Genomic DNA, 20,346 nt, shown 5'->3' with positions numbered 1-20,346 from the left:
GGACCTCGACGCTCCGGGATCGAGCCTCACGAAGAGCTCACTTGAGCCGCGCGATCGCCCTGTAGGAGGCGGCGAAGGAGAACAGCGGCGCGGGGTTGTCCGTCCCGCTCATCTTGAACACCGTCGTCTTCCAGCCGTCGTCCGGCGTGGCCTCCCAGAAGGGGAGGTACTTCTGGCCGTCGATCTCGTAGTGGTACGTGGAGCCGGCCCACCACGGGAGCGAGTCGACCTCGCGCGCCTCCTTCGTCTCGAAGTCGTAGTGCCAGATGCGCCAGAACGACCACCCGTTCTGCTCCCGCTCCTCCCAGCGCGCCTCATCCGCCGCAGCGAAGAAGAAGCCGGTCGCCCCGTCCGAGATCGCGCCCTGCGCGGCGCGGCCTGACACGAGCGCCGAGAGGTCGAGGACCTCGTCGTCGGGATCGAAGGTGTCCGCCCCCGCGCGCACCCGCGCCACGCAGGAGGGGCGCCGCGCGCCGTCCCCGTAATGGTGCTGGGCGCTGCTCTCCGCCGAGGCGAAGAAATAGATGTCGCCGGAGGGCGCCTCGACGCTCATGTACGCCTCACCGCACCGGTCGTCCTTCGAGAAGGCGACCACCGTATCGGAGCTCGTGTCGATGGTGAGCAGCGCGGCGCCGAACGCGATGTTGCCGTCCTGATCGTACCAGCTCACGGGGATGAAGAGGCGATCACCCCTGGAGGCGACGTTGAACGGCTCGAGCCAGGCAACCGCCGTGTACCCCTCTCGGCTGACCTCGGTGAGGTCGATCTCCGCCCCGGTGAGCTTCATCTCCGTGGGGTTCCAGACGAGGATCCGCAGGCTCGCCGGGTCGAACAGGTAGGCCTTCTCGTCGCTGACGATGTGCATGTTCGCGCCGTCGATGCCCTGCACGCCGACGCTGGCGAAGCTCACGGTCCGGTCGGGCGCGAGCTGTCCATCCTCCGTCACGAGGTAGCGTGTGACCGTGGGCGCGGTGCGGTCGGAGACGTAGACGGCCCCGTTGTGGACGATGGGGATCGGCCGCCCCTGCAGCTCCAGGCCGCGGGTCGCGTCGATCGCCGTCGACGCGTCGAAGGTCGGGGACAGGACCAGGTAGACCTGGAAGTGATCGCCCGCGCTGACCTCGGTCGCGATGAGGTACAGGGGACCACCGGCATACTCCGTCGTCTCGCCGCCGGGCTCGTTGTTGCCGCAGCTCGCGAGGGCGGCGAGGGAGAACAGCGCCATGCGACGAGAGACCATGAGGGGCGCGCGTCGTTTCGAGATGTCCATGAAGCACCCATTCCTTCGACCGCCCCGCCGCCAGCGGGCGGGGCGAAGCCACAAGTGAAACCAACCTGCTGCGGTGGCCCTGCCTCGGGCCGGGCGCGGCGGCGGCGAAGGCCGCCGCCGCGGCGCCTCACGCCCGCTTCAGGCAATGCTGGAGGATCCCCCGCAGGTGTTCGACATACAGGTGCAGCAGGTGACGCGCAACCTCCTCCGTGTGGATGTCGGCGCTGTAGCGCCAGTTGAGCTGCATGCGCCCGCCGAGCACGTGCCCGCTCACGCCGAACCAGGTGTCTTCCACGCTCCTCGGGCTGCGCTCGTCGCCGTACGGCTCGGGCGCGACCCGCAGGAAGCCGCGCTCGTCGAACGTCTGATCGAACTGCCCCAGGTAGTTGAACTGCACCCGAGGCTGCGCGCCGCCGGCGAGGGCCCTGCCCTCCTCGGACAGGTAGCGCAGGACGCCGTAGCCGATGCCCTTGCTCGGCAGCCCCCTGAGCTGGCCCTTGATGGCCTCTATCGAGCGACCAAGGTCCGTCCGCTCCGGCGTGAGCCGCACCGGGTAAAGGATGGTGAACCAACCGACGGTGCGGGTCGTGTCGACCCCCTCGAACAGATCCTCTCTTCCGTGCCCCTCCAGCTCGATGAGCGCGCTCTCGTGCCCGGACCACGCGCACAGCGTCTGCGCGAGCGCCGTCAACAGCAGATCGTTGATCTGCGTGTGATACGCCTCGTTGGCGCGGGTCAGCAGCTGAGACGTCTCGGCCTCGCTCAGGACGACGGAGACGGTGCGCCCGCGCGCCACCGTGTTGTCGCCCCGGGGGTTCGTCGCGGGCAGGTCGGGATGGCCCTTCTCCACCGCCCGCTGCCAGTAGGGGAGCTCTCGCCGCGCGAGCTCGCCCTTCGCGTGGTCGTGGAGCAGCTGCGACCAGCGCTTGAAGGACGTGGTCTTGGGCGGGAGCTCCACGGCCTGGCCTGCCCGCAGCTGCCGGTAGGCCGCCTGCAGGTCCTCCAGCAGGATGCGCCAGGATACGCCGTCGGCCGCCAGGTGATGGCAGAGGAGGAGCAGCCGCTCTCCGGCGCCGGTGCTCATGAGCACGCCGCGCAGGAGCGGGCCGCGCTCCAGATCGAGGCTGCGCTGCGCCGCGTTCGCCGCGCGCTCGATCGCCGCGGGGGCGTCGGCCTCGTGGCGCAGATCGACGCGCGAGGTCAGCCGCGGCTCGGGGCCCTGGCTGTACCATTGCCTCCATGTCCCGGCCTCGCGCCGGCAGCGCAGCCGGAGCGCGTCGTGGTGGCCAGCGAGGTGCTGGAGCGCGGCCTCGAGGAGCTCCAGGTCGAGCGGCTCCGTGACCTCGAGCAGCACCGACTGGTTCCAGTGGTGCGGCTCGGCGAGATCCTGGTCGAAGAACCACCGCTGGATCGGCGTCAGCGGTACGTCGCCCTCGGCGTCGCCCTGGTCGATGACCGCCGCTTCGATCCATCGCGCCACCCCGGCGAGCGCCGAGAGCGTCTGGTGCTGGAACACGTCCCTCGGCTGGAGGCCGATGCCCGCGCTCTTCGCCCGGCCGACCACCTGCAGCGCGATGATCGAGTCGCCGCCCAGCTCGAAGAAGTTGTCGTGCAGCCCGACCCGCTCGACCCGCAGCGACTTGCTCCAGATCTCCGCCAGCTTCTGCTCCAGCGCGGTGCTCGGCGCCACGTACGCGCGCTGCGCCTGGCTCAGGTCGGGCGCCGGCAGCGCCCGGCGGTCCACCTTGCCGTTGGCCGACAGCGGCAATTGCTCCAGCAGCACGGCCACCTGCGGCACCATGTACTCGGGCAACACCGCTTCGAGCTGCGCGCGCAACGCCTCCCAGGCCTGCCGCGGGTCACCGTCCGCCGGGGCTCCACCGTCGGGTTGCTCCAGCACCACGTACGCGACCAGCCGCTTCTGTCCGGGCACGTCCTCCCGGGCCAGCACCACCGCCTCCTTCACCCCGGGCTGCTCCAGCAGCCGCGCCTCGATCTCGCCGAGCTCCACGCGGTAGCCGCGGATCTTCACCTGATGGTCGACGCGCCCCACGCACTCCAGCACGCCATCAGCCCGGTACCTGGCCAGATCCCCTGTCCGGTACAGCCGCTCTCCGGCCACATCGCTGAACGGGTTTGGCACGAACGCCTCCGCCGTGCGCGCTGGATCCCCGAGGTAGCCCCGTCCCACGCCCACGCCCGCGACGCACAGCTCGCCGATGACGCCCACGGGAACCCGCTGCATGGCGCCGTTGACCACGTACAGCCGGTTGTTGTCGGTGGGCCGCCCGATCGGCAGGAACACCACGTCTTCCCCGGGCTCCTCCTCCACCGTGTGCAGCGACACGTCGTCCGCGCACTCCGCAGGACCGTACGCGTTCACCAGCGGGATGTGCGGATACCGCCGCAGCCACTGCCGCGCCAGCTCCGGCGCCATCGCCTCGCCCGTCGGCAGCATCCGCCTCAGCCTGGGAAGCGCCACCCTCGTTTCCCCCAGCATCCCCTGGATCAGCGATGGCACGCTCTCGAGGACCGTGATCCCCGTCTCGTTCACGTGCCTGAGCAGCGCTATCGGGTCATGCGCCACCTCGTCCGGCACGATCTCCACACGCGCCCCGCAAAGCAGCGCCGCGAGGAACTGCCACACCGAGATGTCGAAGCTCTGCGACGCCGTCTGCGCGATGACGTCCCGCTCCGTCAGCCCGAGGTACGGGACCTTGCTGAGCTGGTTGTTCAGCATCCCCGCGCTCGTCACCATCGCCCCCTTCGGCGTACCGGTCGAGCCCGACGTGTAGATCACGTACGCAAGCTGCTCGCGGTGCGCCGGCGCCCCGCGCCACAGCGCCTCTTCGCTCAGCGCATCGCCCTCTCGCTGGAGCTCCTCGAACACCAGCACCGCCGGCCGCGGCTCTCCTTCCAGCCGCTGCTCCGCCTCGCTCAGGTGTCCGCGGCACCCCTCGCTCACCACCACCGCCCGCGCCGCCGACAGCTTCATCAGCTGCGCCGTGCGCTCGGCGGGGTGCTTGCTGTCCAGCGGCACGTACGCCGCGCCGGCCTTGAACACGCCGAGGATCATCGCGAGCAGCTCCAGCCCGCGCTCGGCGAACACCGCCACCACGTCTCCGGCCTTCACCCCGGCCGCCGACAGCGCCCGGCCCACCCGCGCCGCCTGCTCGTTCAGCTCGCCGTAGCGCACGATGTTCCCGAGGCACCTGGCGGCCACCCGCTCCGGGTGTCTCTTCACCTGCTCCTCGAACAGGCCCACGTACCCGCGCTCCAGCGGATACGCCCGCTCCGTCCGGTTCCACGCGTCCTGCGCCGCCGCCTCCTCGCGCCCGAGCAGCGGCAGCTCCCGGAGCTTCGCCTCGGGCCGCTCCGCCATCGTCAGCAGCAGCCGCCGGAACTGCCCCAGCATCCGCTCGATGTCCGCCGCAGCGAACATCCGCTCGTCGTAGGAGAACCGGAGCTCCAGCTGCGATCCTGGCGTGAGGACGACCGTCAGCGGGTAGTTCGTGTGCGTGCGCTGGCTCGTGAGCTCCGCCTGGAGCTCGAACCTCCGCTTCATCAAGGAGGAGTCGAGCGGCGCGTTCTCGAACACGAGCAGGCTGTGGAACAGGCGCTTGCCGCGCGGCAGCTCGCTGCACGCCTGGATGTCCACGAGCGGCACGTGCTCGTGCTGCCGCATCACGACGTTCTGGGCCAAGAGCTGCTTGAGCCACCGGGACACGGTCACGTCGTCCGACGCGCCCGGCACCTCCACCCGCAGCGGGATGCTGTTGATGAACAGGCCCACGGTGTCCTGGATGTTCTCGAGCTCCGCGGGCCGCCCGGCCACCGTCACCCCGAACAGCACGTCGCTCGCGCCGCTGTACTGCGACAGCACCGTGGCCCACGCGCCCTGCGCGATCGTGTTCACCGTGATCTGCTGCCGCTGCGCCGCCCGGCCGAGCAGCTCGGTCTCCGCCTCGCTCAGGTAGACGACCAGCTCCTCGACGCGCGACGTTCCCGCGTCCTTCGGGATCGGCCGGTCGATCACGAGCGGCGTGGCGGCCTCGAACCCCGCCAGCGTCTCCCGCCAGAACCGGAGCATCCGCTCCTTGTCCTGCCGGCCGAGCCACCCGATGAAGTCGCGGTACGGCGGCGGATGGGTGAGCTCCAGGCGCTCGCCGGCCACGATCGCCCGGTAGCGGGCGAAGAACTCGACGAGCAGGAGCGAGCTGCACCACCCGTCGATGAGGATGTGGTGATAGCTCTCGACGAAGTAGAAGCTGCGCTCCGCGAGCCGGATCAGCCGCAATCCGAGGAGCGGCGCCCGCGCGAGATCGAACCCCCGCCGGAGCTCGCCCTGGACGAGCTCCTTGAGGCTCCGCTGCTGCTCCTCGGCGGTCATGTGGCTCCAGTCGAGGTACGCGACCGGCGACGGGACGCTCCGGTTGACGATCTGGAGCATCTTGCCCTCCGACTGCCACACGAACGAGGTGCGCAGCGTCGGGTGCCGCTCGACCACCGCCTCCCAGGCGCTCACGAAGGCGGCCGGATCGATCGGCGTGTCGAAGTGATAGAGCTCCTGCATGAGGTAGATGCCGGAGCCCGGCTCGAGCAGCGTGTGCAGCAGCATCCCCTGCTGCATCGGGCTGAGCGGGAAGATGTCCTCGATGTTCCGCGCGGGCACGGGCATCGCGTCGAGCTCCTCCTGCGTCAGCTGCGCCAGCGGGAAGTCCGACGGCGTGACCCCGCCGGCTCGCTCGTCGAGGCAGTGCGCGATCAGCCCGCGCAGCTGCTCCACGAACCGCTCCAGGAGGCGCGCGATCTCCTCTTCGGCGTGGAGGTTCTCGCTGAAGCGGAGGCCGATCTGCAGCCGGCCGCCGTGCACGCCCGCGTTGACGTCGAGCCAGGTCTCTCGCCGGCTCGCGCCGCTGGCGTCGTCTCCAAAGGAGTCCGCCACCGGACGGAAGAGCGCCTCTGCGTCGGACAGGTCGTCGAACCGACCCAGGTAGTTGAAGGCCACGAGCGGCCTGGCGGCGTCGCGCAGGCGCTCGCCATGCAAGCTCAGATAGCGGAGCACGCCGTGGCCGATGCCCCGGCCGGGCACGGTCCTGAGCTGCTCCTTGATGGCCTTGATCGACCGGCCGAGGTCCTCCGGCGCGGGCGCCAGACGGACCGGGTAATGCGCGGTGAACCAGCCCACGGTGCGCGAGACGTCCACGCCCTCGAACAGGTCCTCTCGGCCGTGGCCGGTCAGGCCGACGAGCAAGCTCTCCTGGCCGGACCACGCGCACAGCGTGTGGGCCAGCGCGGTGAGCAAGAGGTCGCTCGCCTGCGCCCGGTAGGCCTGCGGCGCCCGGGTGAGCAGCGCCTGCGTCTCCGCCTCGCCCAGCTCGGCCCGCAGCGTGCGCGCCGACGCCACCGTGTTGGCGCCGCCCGGGTCGCGCGCGGGCAGCACAGGCGCCTGGCCGCCCTGCGTCTGCATCCAGGAATCGAGCTCCGAGGCGAGCTGCTCGGACGTGGCGAACTTCTGCAGCTCCTCGGACCAGCGCTTGAACGAGCTGCTCTTGGCCGGCAGGGCGGGGCTCTCCCCTTTCCGCAGCTGCCGGTAGGCCGTCTGCAGGTCCTCCAGCAGGATGCGCCACGACACCCCGTCCACCACGAGGTGGTGAATCACCAGCAGGAGACGGTCCGCCGCCCTCTCTTCCGTGCTCATGTACACGGCGCGCACGAGCGGGCCATGCTCGAGGTCCAGGCTGCGCTGCGCCGCGTTCGCCGCGCGGAGCATCGCCGCCGAGGGATCCGCCTCGCGGCGCAGATCGACGCGCGAGGTCATCCGCGGCGCGGGGCCCTGGCTGTACCACTGCGTCCACGTCCCGGCCTCGCGCCGGTAGCGCAGCCGGAGCGCGTCGTGGTGCCGCGCCAGGTGCTGGAGCGCGGCCTCGAGGAGCTCCAGGTCGAGCGGCTCCGTGACCTCGAGCAGCACCGACTGGTTCCAGTGGTGCGGCTCGGGGAGCTCCTGCTCGAAGAACCAGCGCTGGACCGGCGTCAGCGGGGCCTCGCCCTCGGCGTCGCCCTGGTCGATCACCGCCGCTTCGATCCATCGCGCCACCCCGGCGAGCGCCGAGAGCGTCTGGTGCTGGAACACGTCTCTCGGCAAGATCCCGATACCCGCGCTCTTCGCCCGGCCGACCACCTGAAGCGCGATGATCGAGTCGCCGCCCAGCTCGAAGAAGTTGTCGTGCAGGCCGACCTGCTCGACGCCGAGCGTCCTGCTCCAGATCTCCGAGAGCTTCTGCTCGAGGACGCTCTCCGGCGCCACGTACGCGCGCTGCGCCTGGCTCAGGTCGGGCGCCGGCAGCGCCCGGCGGTCCACCTTGCCGTTCGCCGACAGCGGCAGCTGCTCGAGCAGCACGTACACCTGCGGCACCATGTACTCCGGCAGCGCCTCGCCCAGCTGCGCCCGCAGCGCCTCCCACGCGCGCCGCGGGTCGTCCCCGCCCTGCGTCGCTGCCTGGTCCAGCACCACGTACGCGACCAGCCGCTTCTGCCCGGGCACGTCCTCCCGGGCCAGCACCACCGCCTCCTTCACCCCAGGCTGCTCCAGCAGCCGCGCCTCGATCTCGCCAAGCTCGATCCGGAAGCCACGGATCTTCACCTGGTGGTCGACGCGCCCCACGCACTCCAGCACGCCATCAGCGCGGTACCTGGCCAGATCCCCTGTCCGGTACAGCCGCTCTCCGGCCACGTCGCTGAACGGGTTCGGCACGAACGCCTCCGCCGTACGCCCCGGATCCCCGAGGTACCCGCGCCCCACGCCCACGCCCGCCACGCACAGCTCGCCCACCACCCCGACCGGCACGCGCTGCATCGCCTGATTCACGACGTACAGCCGGTTGTTGTCGGTCGGCCGCCCGATCGGCAGGAACACCACGTCTTCCCCGGGCGCCTCCTCCACCGTGTGCAGCGACACGTCGTCCGCGCACTCCGCAGGACCGTACGCGTTCACCAGCGGGATGTGCGGATATCGCCGCAGCCATTGCCGCGCCAGCTCCGGCGCCATCGCCTCGCCCGTCGGCAGCATCCGCCTCAGCCTCGGGAGCTCCACCCTCGCTTCCCCCAGCATCCCCTGGATCAGCGACGGCACGCTCTCGAGGACCGTGATCCCCGTCTCGTTCACGTGCCTGAGCAGCGCCAGCGGGTCGTGCGCCACCTCGTCCGGCACGATCTCCACACGCGCCCCGCAAAGCAGCGCCGCGAGGAACTGCCACACCGAGATGTCGAAGCTCTGCGACGCCGTCTGCGCGATGACGTCCTGCTCGGTCAACCCGAGATATGGGACCTTGCTGAGCTGGTTGTTCAGCATTCCCGCGCTCGTCACCATCGCCCCCTTCGGCGTACCGGTCGAGCCCGACGTGTAGATCACGTACGCAAGCTGCGCCGGGTGCACCGGCGCCCCGCGCCACAGCACCTCTTCCCGCAGCGCATCGCTCTCTCGCTGGAGCTCCTCGAACACCAGCACCGCCGGCCGCGGCTCTCCTTCCAGCCGCTGCTCCGCCTCGCTCAGGTGCCCCCGGCACCCCTCGCTCACCACCACCGCCCGCGCCACCGACAGCTTCATCAGCTGCGCCGTGCGCTCGGCGGGGTGCTTGCTATCCAGCGGCACGTACGCCGCGCCGGCCTTGAACACGCCGAGGATCATCGCGAGCAGCTCCAGCCCGCGCTCGGCGAACACCGCCACCACGTCTCCGGCCTTCACCCCGGCCGCCGACAGCGCCCGACCCACCCGCGCCGCCTGCTCGTTCAGCGCGCCATAGCTCACGCTCCGGCCCAGGCACCTCGCGGCCACCCGCTCCGGGTGTCTCTTCACCTGCTCCTCGAACAGGCCCACGTACCCGCGCTCCAGCGGATACGCCCGCTCCGTCCGGTTCCACGCGTCCTGCGCCGCCGCCTCCTCGCGCCCGAGCAGCGGCAGCTCCCGGAGCTTCGCCTCGGGCCGCTCCGCCATCGCCAGCAGCAGCCGCCGGAGCTGCCCCAGCATCCGCTCGATGTCCGCCGCAGCGAACATACGCTCGTCGTACGAGAGGAACAGCTTCATCCGCTTGCCGGGGATGGCCACCACCGTGATCGGGTAGTTCGTGTGCGTCCGGTGGCTGCTCAGATCCGCGTGAAACTGGTACTTCCGCTTCATGAGCGAGTGATCCAGCGGCGCGTTCTCGAACACGAGCAGGCTGTGGAACAGGCGCTTGCCGCGCGGCAGCTCGCTGCACGCCTGGACGTCCACGAGCGGCATGTACTCGTACTGCCGTATCACGGCGTTCTGGGCCAAGAGCTGCTTGAGCCACCCGGACACGGTCACGTCGTCCGACGCGCCCGGCACCGCCACCCGCAGCGGGATCGTATTGATGAACAGACCGACCGTGTCCTGGATGCCCTCGATCTCCGCCGGCCGCCCCGCCACGGTCACCCCGAACAGCACGTCGTTCGCGCCGCTGTACTGCGACAGCAGCACCGCCCACGCGCCCTGCGCGATCGTGTTCACCGTGATCTGCTGTCGCTGCGCCGCCCGGCCGAGCAGCTCGGTCTCGGCGTCGCTCAGGTACACGACGATCTCGGCGACGCGCGAGGTGCCCGCGTCCTTCGGGATCGGCCGGTCGATCGCGAGCGGCGTCGGCGCCTCGAACCCCGCCAGCGTCTCTCGCCAGTACCGGAGCGCCGCGGCGCGGTCCTGCGCGCCGAGCCACGCGATGAAGTCGCGGTACTGCGGCGGGCTCGACAGGCGCGGCTCGCCGCCCTCGATCATCGCCTGGTAGCGCGCGAAGAACTCGACGAGCAGGAGCGAGCTGCACCAGCCGTCGATCAGGATGTGGTGATAGCTCTTGATGAAATAGAAGCACCGCTCGTGGAACCGGATCAGCCGCAGCTTGATGAGCGGCGCCCTCGCCAGGTCGAACCCACGCCGGAGCTCGTCCTGGATGAGCGCCTCGAGGCTCTGCTGCTGCTCGTCCGCGGTCAGGTGGCCCCAGTCGAGGTACTCGACCGGCGACGGGACGCTCCGGTTCACGATCTGCAGCATCCTGCCCTCCGTCTGCCAGACGAAGGACGTGCGCAGCGTCGGGTGCCGCTCGACCACCGCCTCCCAGGCGGCGAGGAACACCTGGGGATCCATGGCGCTGTCGAAGCGGAAGTGCTCCTGCATGAGGTAGATGCCGGAGCCGGACTCGAGCAGCGTGTGCACGAGCATGCCCTGCTGCATCGGGCTCAGCGGATAGATGTCCTCGATGTTCCGCGCGGGCACCGGCATCGCATCGAGCTCCTCCTGCGTCAGCTGCGCCAGCGGGAAGTCCGACGGCGTGACCCCGCCGGACCGCCCGTCGAGGCAATGCTCGATGACGCGGCGCACCTGCTCGACGAAGCGCTCCATCAGCTGACGGACTTGCCCTTCCGTGTGGAGGCCCTCGCTGAAGCGCCAGTTGATCTGCAGCCGGCCCCCGTGGACGGCGGTGTTGACGTCGAACCAGGCGTCCCGCGCGCTGCTCCCCGCGCGGTCGTCGCCGGACGGCTCCTTGGCCAGGGAGAACAGCTTCTTGCCATCCGCGGTCGAGTCGAACTGCCCCAGGTAGTTGAAGGCGACCCGCGGGCGAACCGGCGTGTTCAGCGCCTCCCCGGCGCCCGAGAGATAGCGCAGCACGCCGTAGCCGATGCCCTTGCCGGGCACGGCCCTGAGCTGCTCCTTGATGGCCTTGATCGACCGTCCCAGGTCATCTCCCGCGGCTGTCAGCCGGACGGGATACTGCGTCGTGAACCAACCCACGGTCCGCGAGACGTCCACGCCCTCGAACAGGTCCTCTCGCCCGTGGCCACCCAGGCTGACGAGCAGGCTCTCCTGGCCCGACCACGCGCACAGCGCGCGGGTCAGCGCCGTGAGCAGCAGGTCGCTCGCCTGCGCCCGGTACGCCTGCGGCGCCTGGGTGAGCAGCGCCTGCGTCTCCGCCTCGCCCAGCTCGGCCCGCAGCGTGCGCGCCGACGCCACCGTGTTTTCGCCGCCCGGATCCCGCGCGGGCAGCATCGGCGCGTCTCCCTCGAGCGCCTGCGTCCAGGTGGCGAGCTCGGCGCCGAGCCGCTCGGACGCGGCATAGCGCTGGAGCTCCTCGGACCAGCGCTTGAACGAGCTGCTCTTCGCCGGCAGGGCGGGGCTCTCCCCCTTCTGCAGCTGCCGGTAGACCGTCTGCAGATCCTCCAGCAGGATGCGCCACGACACCCCGTCCACCACGAGGTGGTGAATCACGATCAGCAGGCGGCCCGACGCCCGGTCCTTCCAGCCCATGTACACCGCGCGCACGAGCGGGCCCTGCTCGAGGTCCAGGCTCCGCTGCGCCGCGTTCGCCGCGCGCTCGATGGCCGCCGGCGCGTCCGGTTCGCCCGTCAGGTCGACGCGCGAGGTCAGCCGCGGCTCGGGGCCCTGGCTGTACCACTGCGTCCACGTCCCCGCCTCGCGCCGGTAGCGCAGCCGGAGCGCGTCGTGGTGGCGCGCCAGGTGCTGGAGCGCGGCCTCGAGGAGCTCCAGGTCGAGCGCCTCCGTGACCTCGAGCAGCACCGACTGGTTCCAGTGGTGCGGCTCGGGGAACTCCTGGTCAAAGAACCAGCGTTGAATCGGCGTCAGCGGGGCCTCGCCCTCGGCGTCGCCCTGGTCGATCACCGCTGCTTCGATCCATCGCGCCACCCCGGCGAGCGCCGCCAGCGTCTGGTGCTGGAACACGTCCCTCGGATGGAGGCCGATGCCCGCGCTCTTCGCCCGGCCGACCACCTGAAGCGCGATGATCGAGTCGCCGCCCAGCTCGAAGAAGTTGTCGTGCAGCCCGACGCGCTCGACCCGCAGCGACTTGCTCCAGATCTCCGAGAGCTTCTGCTCGAGGGCGCTCTCCGGCGCCACGTACGCGCGCTGCGCCTGGCTCAGGTCCGGCGCCGGCAGCGCCCGGCGGTCCACCTTGCCGTTCGCCGACAGCGGCAGCTGCTCGAGCAGCACGTACACCTGCGGCACCATGTACTCCGGCAGCGCCTCGCCCAGCTGCGCCCGCAGCGCCTCCCACGCGCGCCGCGGGTCATCGCCCGTGTGCGCCCCCCCGTCGATGCGCTCCAGCACCACGTACGCGACCAGCCGCTTCTGCCCGGGCGCGTCCTCCCGGGCCAGCACCACCGCCTCCTTCACCCCGGGCTGCTCCAGCAGCCGCGCCTCGATCTCGCCAAGCTCGATCCGGAAGCCGCGGATCTTCACCTGGTGGTCGACGCGCCCCACGCACTCCAGCACGCCATCAGCGCGGTACCTGCCCAGATCCCCTGTCCGGTACAGCCGCTCTCCGGCCACGTCGCTGAACGGATTCGGCACGAACGCCTCCGCCGTACGCCCCGGATCCCCGAGGTACCCGCGCCCCACGCCCACGCCCGCCACGCACAGCTCGCCCACCACCCCGACCGGCACGCGCTGCATCGCCTGATTCACGACGTACAGCCGGTTGTTGTCGGTCGGCCGCCCGATCGGCAGGAACACCACGTCTTCCCCGGGCGCCTCCTCCACCGTGTGCAGCGACACGTCGTCCGCGCACTCCGCAGGACCGTACGCGTTCACCAGCGGGATGTGCGGATACCGCCGCAGCCATTGCCGCGCCAGCTCCGGCGCCATCGCCTCGCCCGTCGGCAGCATCCGCCTCAGCCTCGGGAGCTCCACCCTCGCTTCCCCCAGCATCCCCTGGATCAGCGACGGCACGCTCTCGAGGACCGTGATCCCCGTCTCGTTCACGTGCCTGAGCAGCGCCAGCGGGTCGTGCGCCACCTCGTCCGGCACGATCTCCACACGCGCCCCGCAAAGCAGCGCTGCGAGGAACTGCCACACCGAGATGTCGAAGCTCTGCGACGCCGTCTGCGCGATGACGTCCTGCTCGGTCAACCCGAGATATGGGACCTTGCTGAGCTGGTTGTTCAGCATTCCCGCGCTCGTCACCATCGCCCCCTTCGGCGTACCGGTCGAGCCCGACGTGTAGATCACGTACGCAAGCTGCGCCGGGTGCACCGGCGCCCCGCGCCACAGCGCCTCATCGCTCAGCGCATCGCTCTCTCGCTGGAGCGCCTCGAACACCAGCACCGCCGGCCGCGGCTCCCCCTCCAGCCGCTGCTCCGCCTCGCTCAGGTGTCCCCGGCACCCCTCGCTCACCACCACCGCCCGCGCCACCGACAGCTTCATCAGCTGCGCCGTGCGCTCGGCGGGGTGCTTGCTGTCCAGCGGCACGTACGCCGCGCCCGCCTTGAACACCCCGAGGATCATCGCGAGCAGCTCCAGCCCGCGCTCGGCGAACACCGCCACCACGTCCCCGGCCTTCACCCCGGCCGCCGACAGCGCCCGACCCACCCGCGCCGCCTGCTCATTCAGCGCGCCGTAGCTCACGCTCCGGTCCAGGCATCTCGCTGCGACCCGCTCCGGCTGCCTTCGCACCTGCTCCTCGAACAGGCCCACGTACCCGCGCTCCAGCGGATACGCCCGCTCCGTCCGGTTCCACGCCTCCTGCGCCGCCGCCTCCTCGCGCCCGAGCAGCGGCAGCTCGTGCACGCCCCCCTCGGGCCGCTCCGCCATCGCCAGCAGCAGCCGCCGGAACTGCCCCAGCATCCGCTCGATGTCCGCCGCCGCGAACATCCGCGCGTCGTAGGACAGCAGCAGCTTCATCCGCTTGCCGGGGATCGCCACCGCGGTGATCGGGTAATTCGTGTGCGTCCGGTGGCTGCCGAAATCGACACGGAACTCCGCGCCCCATGCCGACAGGGAGTGATCCAGCGGCGCGTTCTCGAACACGAACAGGCTGTGGAACAAGGGCAGACCGCGCGGCACCTCGCTGCACGCCTGGATGTCCACCAGCGGCAGCTGCTCGTGCTGCCGGAGCGAAGCGTTCTTGTCCTGCAGATCCCGCAGCCAGCGCACGACGGCGGCCCGCTCGCGCGCGGGGACCCGCACGCGCAGCGGGATCGTGTTGATGAACAGGCCGACCGTCTCTTGAATGTCCGGGATCTCCGCCGGCCTCCCCGCCACCGTCACCCCGAACAGCACGTCGTTCGTGCCGCTGTACTGCGACAGCACCACGGCCCACGCGCCCTGCGCGATCGTGTTCGGCGTGATCTGGTGCTGCTGCGCCGCCCGGCCGAGGACCTCCGTCTCGGCCTCGCTCAGGTACAGCGCCGCGTCGACGACGTCCGAGACGCGAGCGTCCTTCGTGAGCGGCCTGTCGATCGAGAGCGGCGTCGCCGCCTCGAACCCGGCGAGCTCGTCTCTCCAGTACTGCCGGGTCTTCTCCCGGTCCTGGCCCATGAGCCAGGCGATGAAATCCCGGTAGAGCGGCGGGGCCGACAGCGCCGCGTCGGTCCCGGTCGAGAGCGCGCGGTAGAGCTTGAAGAAGTCCACGAGCATGAGAGAGCGGCACCAGGCATCGATCAGGATGTGATGGCGGCTCTTCACGAAGAGGAAGCTGGCCTCGCCGAGGCGGAACAGGCGCAGCCGCAGGAGCGGAGGCCGCGCGAGATCGAAGCCGCTCCGCCGCTCCTCCGCCATCATCTCGCCGATGCGCCGCTGCTGCTCCTCCTCCGGCGTGCCCGTCCAGTCGAGGTACTCCACGGCCGAGGGCACGCGCCGGTGGATGATCTGCACCATCTTCTCTTCGTGCTGCCACACGAACGACGCGCGGAGCGCCGGATGGCGCGCGACGACCTGCCGCCAGGCGGCGACGAACACCTCGGGATCGATCGCGCTGTCGATGCGGTAGTGGTCCTGCATCACGTAGATGCCGGACCCCGGCTCGAGCAGCGTGTGCAGCAGCATCCCCTGCTGCATCGGGCTCAGCGGGAAGATGTCCTCGATGTCCCGCGGCACCGCCGGCAGCGCGTCGAGCTCCTCCTGCGTCATCCGCGCGAGCGGGAAATCCGACGGCGTGACGCCCCCGGCGCGCTCGTCCAGGCAATGCGCGACGAGCGCGCTCAGCTGCTGCGCGCACCGCGCCGCGATCTCGCGCGCCCGCTCCTCCGTGCAGGCGCCCGCGCGGAAGCCGAAGCGGATCCGGAGCCGCCCCTCGTCGACGCCCGCCGTCACCGCGATGCCGGCCTCGGACGCCCCGTGATCGCCGCGCTCGTCGCCCGAGAGCTCACGGACGAGCCGGAAGGCGCCGCCCTCGAGGGGCCAATCCCACAGCGCCGCGAGCGAGACGCTGACCTCGGGCCGCGCCGCCCGCGCGGACGCGAGCTCGGCGCGATCCGACCCGAGCAGCGCCCCGTAGCCGATGCCCCCGCGGGGCACGGCGCGCAGCTGCTCCTTGATCGCCTTGATCGAGCGGCCGAGATCGCCCGCGACCGGCGTCAGCCGGACGGGGCAGCGCGCGGCCAGCCAGCCCACGGTCCGCGCCGCGTCCACCCCGTCGCCCAGCGCGCCCCTGCCGTGCCCCTCCAGCTCGAAGAGCGCGCTCTCCTGCCCGGATCCGTCGCACAGCGCGCTCGCGAGCGCGCTGAGGAGCAGCTCGCGCGGCTGCGTCCTGTAGGCGTCGTTCGCGGCGGCGGACAGGAGCTGCGCCGTCTGCTCCTCGGGCAGCTCGACGAGCAGCGCCGTCGCCGCGTCGCCGCCGCGCCCCCGGTCCCGCGTCCCGGCGGGCTGGCTGGCGCCGACATGGGCCATCTCCTGCCAGTAGGCGAGCTCTCGCTCCAGGGCCGGGCCCTCCGCCGGCTCGCTGGCGAGCCGCGCCCACCGCTTGAGCGGCGTGCCCTTCGCGGGCAGCGCCACGGGCACCCCGTCCCGCAGCTGCGCGCACGCCGTCTGCAGATCCTCGAGCAAGATCCGCCACGAAGCGCCGTCCGCCACCAGGCGATGGATCGCGAGCAGCAGGCGGGCCGGGCGCCCGGCCCCGCGGTCCAGGTACACCGCGCGCAGCAGCGGCCCGTGCTCCAGATCGAGGCCCTGCGCCGCCTCCTCCGCGGCGCGCTGGACCGCCGCCTCGAGGTCGCGCTCGCCCGCCACGTCGACGCGGCGGGTGAGGCGCGGCGAAGCGCCCTCGGCGAGCCATTGCTTCCACGCCCCTCCCTCTCGCCGCAATCGCAGCCGGAGCGCGTCGTGGTGCGCCGCGAGGTGCTGCAACGCGCGCTCGATCCGGCCCTCGTCGATCGGCGCCGCGAGCTCGAGGAGGACCGACTGCGCCGCGCGCAGGTCGGCCGCAGCCCCTTGCGCGAGGAAGCGCCGCTGGCCCGGCGTCAGCTCGACCTCTCCGGACGCCTCCTCGCGCGCCGCCGCGGAGGGCTCGCTCGCGACCTCCGCCACGCGGGCCAGCTCGGCGATGGTCTGGTGGGCGAAGAGCTGCTTTGGCGTCAGCGAGACGCCCAGCTTCCTGGCGCGCGCCACGACCTGCAGCGTCAGGATCGAGTCCCCGCCCAGCGCGAAGAAGTTGTCGTGAACGCCGACCTGCTCGACCTTCAGGGCCTCTCGCCACACCGCCGCGAGCTTCTCCTCCACCTCCGTGCGCGGCAGGACGAGCGCCCGCGCCTCCGCGCGGACCGGCTCCGGCAACGCCTTGCGATCGAGCTTGCCGTTCGCCGTCACCGGGAAGCTATCCATCCAGACGTAATCGCTCGGCACCATGTAGTCCGGCAGCCGGGCGCTCAGCGCGGCCCGGAGCGCCTCGGTGTCCCGGCGCTCGCCGGCGGCGATCACGTACGCCACGAGCCGCGCGTGGCCCGCTTGCCCGCCGTGCACGAGCACGTGGGCGTCGGACACGCCGGGCGCCGCGCGGAGCTCCGCCCGGATCTCGCCGAGCTCGATGCGGTATCCCCGCAGCTTGATCTGCTCGTCGATGCGCCCGAGGAACTCGATGGTCCCGTCCTCCAGGTACCGCGCTTGATCCCCCGTGCGGTACATCCGCGCGCCGGGCTCGCCGTACGGATCCGGGATGAAGCGCTCCGAGGTCAGGTCGGGCCGATTCAGGTACCCGCGCGCCACGCCCTCGCCGCCGATGAAGATCTCGCCCGGCACGCCGACCGGCATCGGCTGCAGATCGCGGTTCAGGATGTACACCCGGCTGTTCGGCAGCGGCTTGCCCAGCGGCAGCGCGGTGGTCGCCGGCCGCGGCTCATCCGGGGCGTGGAGGTGCGTGAGCACGCCGACCGTCGTCTCCGTGGGCCCGTAATGGTTCAGGAGCCTGCACGCGCCGAGGCGCCGCACCTCGCTGACGAGCTCCCAGGACGTCGCCTCGCCGCCCACGACCAGCGTGTGCTCGGGGAGCACCCACCCGGGCCGCGCGGCCTGCAGGAGCCCCGAGAGGTGGCTCGGCGCGATCTTGATCGCGTGCACGCCGTGCGCGTGCATGTACTCGGCCATCGCGTCCGGATCGAGCGCCCGGTCCTCGGAGATCAGGTGCAGCGCGCGCCCCGAGCACAGGGCGCCGAACAGCACCGTGTTCCCGAGATCCGCGGCGACCGTCGAGATCATCGCGAGGCTCGCGCGCTCCGGGAGCGCCATCCGCTCGAGCACCCCCTGCACGTAGTTGCTCACGCTGCGGTGCGTGACCACGACCCCCTTGGGCCGCCCGGTCGAGCCTGACGTGTAGATGACGTACGCCGCGCTGTCCGGGTGCACGCGCTCGCCGACGGCGCCGTCCGGCGTCGCCAGGAGCTCCGGATCGTCGAGGAAGGCCGGCCTCGCCCCGAGCTGAGACAGGGAGTCCCGCGCCTCGCTGCGGCCGAGGACGAGCTGCGCTCCGCTGTCCTCCACCATGTCGCGGAGGCGCGCGGCCGGCAGCTTCGGATCGAGCGGCACGTAGGCCGCGCCGCACTTGAGCACGCCGTAGAGCCCCACGACGAAGTCGAGCGAGCGGCCGACGTACAGCCCCACGCGCCCCTCGGGCCCCACGCCCTGCGCGCGCAGCCAGCGCGCGAGCTGATTCGCGCGCCGATCGAGCTCCGCGTAGCTCAGCGCGCTCTCCTCGAAGCGAACGGCCGTCGCCTCGGGCGCCCCCTCCACCTGCGCCTGGATCCACGCGTGCACGCCCCGCTGCGCGTAGGGCACGCCCGTCGGGTTGAACCCCGCGACGATGCGGGCCCGCTCGCGCGCCTCGACCCACTCGAGCGCGGCGATGGGCCGGTCGATCTTGCCCTCGAGCTCCCGCAGGAGGAGCAAGAACCCCTCCTGCATCCCCGCGATCAGCCGGGGATCGAACAGATCCGCCCGGTAGACGAACGACCCGCGCAGCCCCGCGCGCGTCTCGGTCAGGTGCAGCGTGAGGTCGAACTTCGCCACCGCGTCCGAGGGCGGAGCGGGCACGATCTCCAGCCCGGAGATCGCGTGGCGCTCCGCCCCGACCTCCGGGCGCCACGAGAACATGACCTGGAACAGCGGCGAGTGCGTCAGCCGTCGCTCGGGCCGGAGGGCGTCCACCAGCCGCTCGAAGGGCAGATCCTGGTTGGCCTCCGCCCCGAGGGCCGCTTCCTTCACCCTGCCGAGCAGCTCCCTGAAGCTCGGGTTCCCGCCCAGCGTGGTGCGGAGGACCTGCGTGTTGACGAAGAAGCCGATGAGCTTCTCGATCTCCACCCGGCTCCGGTTCGCCACCGGCACGCCGACCCGGAGGTCGCTCTGGCCCGAATACCGGTAGACGAGCACCTTGAAGGCGGCGAGGCAGAGCATGAACAGCGTCGCGCCGTTCGCGCGCGCGACGCGGTTCAGCTGCCGTGTCAGCGCCTCGCCCACCTCGAACTCGCTCGTCCCGGCGCGATGGCTGGGGGACGCCGGCCGGGGCCGGACGGTCGGCAGCTCGAGCACCGGCTGCTCGGCCCCGAGCTGCTGCTTCCAGTACTCGAGCTGCCGCTGGATCTCCCCTCCTTCCAGCCACGCTCGCTGCCAGACCGCATAGTCGGCGGTCTGGATCGGCAGCGCCGGCAGCGCCGGCTCCAGGCCTCGGCTGTACGCCTCATAGAGAGCGCCGATCTCGTCCATCATCACGTTCATGGACCAGCCGTCCGAGACGATGTGATGCATGGTCACGAGCAGCCGGTGGTCGCGCTCCGCGCGCCGGATCAGCCGCACCCGGAGCACGGGCCCTCGCTCCAGGTCGAACGGCGCGCACGCCTCTTCCTGCGCGACGAGGCGCCCTCGCTCCTCGCGCTCCCCTCCCGGCGCCGCGCTCAGATCCACGACCGGCAGCTCGATCCGCGCGGCCTCGTCGATCGCGCGGTACGGCTGCCCGTCCTCCTGCGGAAAGCGCGTGCGCAGCGCCTCGTGGCGGGCGACGAGCGCCTGGAACGTGCGGCGGAGCGCCTCGACGTCGAGCGCGCCGGCGAGCTCGGCGCTGCCGGCGATGTTGTAGGCCGCGCTGTCCGGCTCCATCTGCCACAGGAACCACAGCCGCTGCTCGGCGAACGACAGCGGCATCCGGCCGTCGCGGCGGACCCGCGCGATCGCCGCGGGCTCCGCGCGCGCCCCTCTGCGCCTCAGCTCATCGATCCTCGCGGCCAGCGCGCGGAACGACGACGCCTCGAACAGGCCGCGCAGCTCCATGCGCACGCCGAAGGCCTCGTTGACGCGCGACAGGAGCTGCGCCGCCTTGAGCGAGTCGCCGCCGGCGCCGAAGAAGCTGTCGTCGCCCTCGACCCGGCGCACGCGCAGCACCTCCCGCCAGATCGCCGCGAGCCGCTCCTCCGTCGCGGTGGCCGCGGCGCCGCTCGCGGCGGCCGCCGGCGCGGCCGCGTCCCGCGCGAGGAGCTTCCCGCGCTCGTAGACGGCAAAGGCGTCGAGCGACCTGTCCCTCCAGCCGTCCCGGCAGGCCCCGCGCACCGGCTCTCCGCTCGCGGTGAGCGGCATGGCCCCCGGGTTCAGCAGCAGGATCACGCCCGCGGGCCCCTGGTGCGCGCGCGCCACGACCTCGTCGATCGCCCGGCAGAGCGCCTCCGGCTTGATCATCCGCCGGAGCGCCGCGCTGACCTCCGCGGCGACGCCGATCCCCGCCTCGCCGCCCTCGGCGAGGGAGAAGGCCGCCACGCGGCCCTTCTTGACGACCTCGATCTGGGACTCGACGGCGCTCTCGATG

The 20,346-nt window shown here is 71.7% G+C and carries 1 protein-coding gene and 1 pseudogene; both read right to left on the bottom strand.

Translation table 11 applies throughout. From position 1 onward, the window contains the following. Nucleotides 1–37: 37 nt before the first annotated feature. The gene (locus WME83_RS48425) at nucleotides 38–1,240 is read right to left on the bottom strand and encodes a hypothetical protein (protein ID WP_437316488.1); all 1,203 of its coding nucleotides are present in this window, start codon (nucleotides 1,238–1,240) and stop codon (nucleotides 38–40) included. A gap of 175 nt (nucleotides 1,241–1,415) precedes the next feature. After that, a pseudogene (locus WME83_RS48420) lies at nucleotides 1,416–20,342 on the bottom strand (non-ribosomal peptide synthase/polyketide synthase); the annotation flags it as partial. Nucleotides 20,343–20,346 lie beyond the last annotated feature (4 nt).

Source organism: Sorangium sp. So ce385, from assembly GCF_051474135.1.
Classification (GTDB): Bacteria; Myxococcota_A; Polyangia; order Polyangiales; family Polyangiaceae; genus Sorangium; species Sorangium cellulosum_D.
The sequence above is the reverse complement of the archived record's forward strand: the minus strand, read 5'-3'. Positions and strand labels throughout refer to the sequence as shown.